Origin of the sequence: Kitasatospora sp. NPDC085464 (assembly GCF_044541955.1) — a bacterium.
In the GTDB taxonomy this organism is placed as follows: Bacteria; Actinomycetota; Actinomycetes; order Streptomycetales; family Streptomycetaceae; genus Kitasatospora.
The window spans coordinates 1-4,148 of sequence record NZ_JBITTM010000111.1 but is presented as its reverse complement, the minus strand read 5'-3'; the positions used below and the strand labels follow the sequence as shown (position 1 = coordinate 4,148).

Here is a 4,148-nt window from a genome sequence, read left to right as displayed (position 1 = left end):
GATTTACCGAGCCGTGCGATCCGAAAGGGCGAACCGGAAACTGAAGCTAGCCGCCGGATTCAGTCCGGTCAAGATTTCCGCCGGGCGCATTACGGGAAACCGCACCGCCCGCGTTACGGGAACCCGCAGGCCACGGACTGCGGAAAACTGTGGCCACCCCGGCGGTTTACCTCGTGTCCCGGACCGGCGCCCGGAACTAGCGTTTTCCCCATCGCCACGACGGCAGCCGCCCGAGCGGTTTCCGCAGCAATGGAAGGAAGCAGAACGTGCGAAAGAAGCCGGCAACGGTACGGGTCGCGCGGTGGAGTGCCACACATCCGTGGTCCGCCATCGGGCTCTGGGTGGTCTTCGTCGCGGCCTGCCTCTTCCTGGGCGGGGCCGCCGGGAGCAACAAGATCAGCGACCAGGAGTCCGGGGTCGGCGAGTCCGGCCGCTCGGGCAGGATCGTCGCCTCCGGCCACTTCACCGAGAAGCCCGAGGAGAACGTCCTGATCACGGCCGGGGCCGGCGGGGCGCTGGACACCAAGGCCGCCCAGCAGGCGGCCCAGGAGCTCGCCGACCGGATGAAGGCCCTGCCGGAGGTCGAGAGTGTCGGCAAGCCGGTCCCCTCCCCGGACGGCAAGGCCCTGCTGCTCCCGGTGACCATGAAGGGGGACACCGAGAACGCCGACCGGCGCATCCAGCCGCTGCTCGACGCCGGCGCGGCGGTCCAGAACGCCCACCCGGGCCTGCGGGTCGACCAGGTCGGCACCGGCTCGACGGCGAAGGGGCTCACCGAGACCCTGGGCAAGGACTTCCAGAAGGCCGAGTTCATCAGCCTGCCGCTGACCATGCTGATCCTGCTGGTCGTCTTCGGCGCGATCATCGCCGCCGGCGTGCCCGTGGTCCTCGCCATCTCCTGCGTCGGCGCCGCGACCGGCCTGTCGGCGCTGGCCTCGCACGTGCTGCCCGAGACCAGCGCGGTGAGCAACGTCATCCTGCTCATGGGCATGGCCGTCGGCGTGGACTACTCGCTCTTCTACCTCAAGCGGGAACGCGAGGAGCGCCAGAAGGGCGCCTCCCGGATCGACGCCATCGAGATCGCCGCGGAGACCTCGGGCCACACCGTCCTGGTGTCCGGCGCCACCGTGATCGTGTCGATGGCCGGGCTCTACCTGGCCCAGGAGGCCACCTTCGCCTCGCTGGCCACCGGGTCCATCATCGTCGTGGCCGTCGCCGTCCTGGCCTCGCTGACCGTGCTCCCCGCGCTGCTCGCCAAGCTCGGCCGCTGGGTCGACCGGCCCAGGGTCCCCTTCCTGTGGCGGCTGACGATGCGCTCCGGCGAGTCCAAGCTGTGGCGCGCGCTGCTGAAGCCGGCCCTGGTCCGGCCCGTGCTCACGCTCGTGGTGTCCGTCGGCGCGCTGCTGGCCCTGGCCCTGCCCGCCCTCGACATGAGCCTGAAGCAGCCCGGGTCCGACGACCTGTCCCGCGACATCCCGGTCGTCCAGGCGATGGACCGCCTCACCGCGGCGTTCCCCAGCAAGGGCACCACGCACCAGGTGGCCGTCCGTGCCCCCGGTGACCAGGCCGACAAGGTCAAGGCCGCCCTCGGCGGCCTGCTCGCCCGGACCGCCGCCGACCCGCTCTTCGCCCACGACCAGACGCCCGAGGTCCGCGAGTCGCAGGACCGGACGGTGCACGTGGTGCAGGTCGGCACCCCGCACTCGCCGAAGAGCGACGGCGCCCGGCAGTCCCTCGACCTGCTGCGCACCTGGGTGCCCGAGGCCGTCCAGGGCGTGCCCGGCGTCGAGACCGGCGTGGGCGGCAAGGTGGCGCAGGGCATCGACTTCACCGGCCACCTGAAGGACCGGATGCCGTGGGTGGTGGGCTTCATCCTGCTGCTGACCTTCGTCACCATGGCCTACATCTTCCGCTCGCTCGCCGTGGCGCTCTCCGCGATCCTGCTGAACCTGCTGTCGGCCGCCGCCGCGTTCGGCGTGCTCGTCGCGGTCTTCCAGCACACCTGGGCCGAGAAGCTGCTGGACTTCCACAGCACCGGCGCGGTGGTCTCCTGGCTGCCGCTGTTCCTCTTCGTGGTGCTGTTCGGCCTCTCGATGGACTACCACGTGTTCGTGGTGAGCCGGATCCGTGAGGCCGCCCTCGGCGGGGTGAACGTCAAGGAGGCCGTCCGCGACGGCATCACCCGCTCCGCCGGGGTCGTCACCAGCGCGGCGGTCGTCATGGTCGGGGTGTTCGCGATCTTCGGGACCCTGAGCATGGTCGAGTTCAAGCAGCTGGGCGTCGGCCTGGCGGCGGCGATCCTGCTGGACGCCGTGGTCATCCGCATCTTCGTCCTGCCGGCCCTGATGGCGGCGCTGGGCTCGTGGAACTGGTGGCCGGGCGGCCTGCCCGGCGGCCGGCGCGGACAGCGCGCGGCGCTCGCCGGCCGGGGCCACCGGGAGCCGGAGCTGGTGGACGAGCCGCCCTTCGCGGAGCCGTACGTCCCCTACGCGGTGCCGGACCGCGGCGACGCCGCCTCGAACGGCTACGGCGCCCCGGCGCCGGGCTACCAGCCGGCCGAGCAGTCGTACGGGTCGGGCGGCGACGGCTACGGCCGCCAGCCCCACCTGACGCAGGCGTGGCCCCCGCCGCGGCCCCAGGGCCACGACCGACCTGACACCTACCAGCAGTAGGCAGGTCCCCCGAACGAGGGGGGAGAGGCGCCCGGGCCCCCGTCGGGCACCTCTCCCCCCTCTCCGTGCGCCGCGCACCGCGCCGCAACGCACGAGCGTCCGGCCGGCCCCGGTTCTCCCCGGGCCGGCCGGACGCTCGTGTGCGTTCGGCGGATCGCCGCGGCCGCTATGGGGCCCGTCTTCAAACCCACGCCTGCGGGGCGACGCCGGGGGCTTGAAGACGGACCCTCAGCCGCGGTGGGTCAGTCGCTCCCGCCGCGCAGGAACTCCACCATGAGCTTGTTCACGGTGTCCGGGTCCTCCAGGTAGCCGTAGTGGCCGCAGCCCTCGACGAGCTCGAACACCGCGCCCGGGATCGCGTTCGCGACCTCCCGGCCCAGGTGCGGCGGGGTGACCACGTCGTCCGCGAAGGCGATCACCTGGCAGGGCACGCCGATGCCGCGGTAGGCGTCGAGGCGGTCGTCCAGCCGGCTCACCTCCATCTGGGCCCGCAGGCCGGGGCCGGCCGGCGGCGCCAGTTCGAACAGGTCCAGCCAGTCGGCCAGCGCGGCGTCGTCGTCGAGGGTGCGCGGCGACAGCGACTTCAGGGCGCGCAGCACGGCGGCGTAGCGGGGCGGCAGCGAAACCCCGGAGTCGTGCAGCTCGATCTCGGCCCGGGTGAGGGCCGCCCGCAGGGTGTCGGTGCGGCCGCGGGTGGCCATCAGCACGACCCGGCTCACCAGGTCGGGCCGGGCGAGGGCGAGCTCCTGGGCGACGAAGGCGCCCATCGAGGTGCCGACGACCCGGACCGGGCCCAGCCCGAGCCGCTCCACGAGGCCGGCGACATCGCCCACCAGGTCCCGGAGGGTGAAGCCCTCGGGGCACTCCGAGGTCGGCGGGATGCCCCGGTTGTCGAAGGTGATCGCGCGGAACCCGGCGGCGGTGAGCGCGGGCACCTGGTGCAGCTGCCACACGGTGGCGCCGCCGCCCGTCCCCTGGATGAGCACGACCGGCTCGCCCGCGCCGGTGTCCTCGTAGTGAAGGCGTATGCCGTTGACCGGAACGACCGGCATCTGGGATTCCCCCTTGGTGTCGTCTGCAGCGTGCGTGGTCTGGGTCGTGCGTCGTCCGGGTTGTGCGCCCGGGCCCGTGCGTGGTCCGCGGCCGTGGGTCGGCCGGCGGCGTCCGGCCGCGGACAGCCGTGTGGCCCGCCCCCGGGCGCCGAGGAGCGCTCGCGGGCGGGCCACACGGGAGGATCAGGAGGCGTCGGCGCCTTCCATCGCCCGCACCAGGCTGGCGGGGCGCATGTCGGTCCAGTGGGTGTTGATGTAGTCGAGGGCCGCGTCGCGCGCGGTCGCCTCAAGGGCGGTGCTCCACCCCTCGGGCACCTCGATGAACGCCGGCCACAGGGAGTGCTGCCCCTCGTCGTTGACAAGGACGAGGTAGGTGCCCTCGGGGTCCTCGAAGGGGTTGCTGCTCATGCGATCGCTCCTTTTT

General features: G+C 72.8%; 3 protein-coding genes. 1 reads left to right on the top strand and 2 read right to left on the bottom strand.

Translation table 11 applies throughout. From position 1 onward, the window contains the following. Positions 1 to 266 precede the first annotated feature (266 nt). Positions 267 to 2,672: an MMPL family transporter gene (locus tag ACIGG8_RS42735; RefSeq protein WP_396553975.1), complete on the top strand. Its 2,406-nt coding sequence runs from the start codon at positions 267 to 269 to the stop codon at positions 2,670 to 2,672. 242 nt (positions 2,673 to 2,914) lie between these two features. Here ACIGG8_RS42735 and ACIGG8_RS42730 read toward each other — a convergent pair whose 3' ends face one another. After that, positions 2,915 to 3,724, bottom strand: a complete 810-nt coding sequence (locus tag ACIGG8_RS42730; protein WP_396553974.1) for an alpha/beta fold hydrolase — start codon at positions 3,722 to 3,724, stop codon at positions 2,915 to 2,917. Between the two features lie 183 nt (positions 3,725 to 3,907). Then, complete coding sequence (locus ACIGG8_RS42725) at positions 3,908 to 4,132, bottom strand: MbtH family protein (RefSeq protein WP_350519260.1); 225 nt, start codon at positions 4,130 to 4,132, stop codon at positions 3,908 to 3,910. Positions 4,133 to 4,148: the final 16 nt, after the last annotated feature.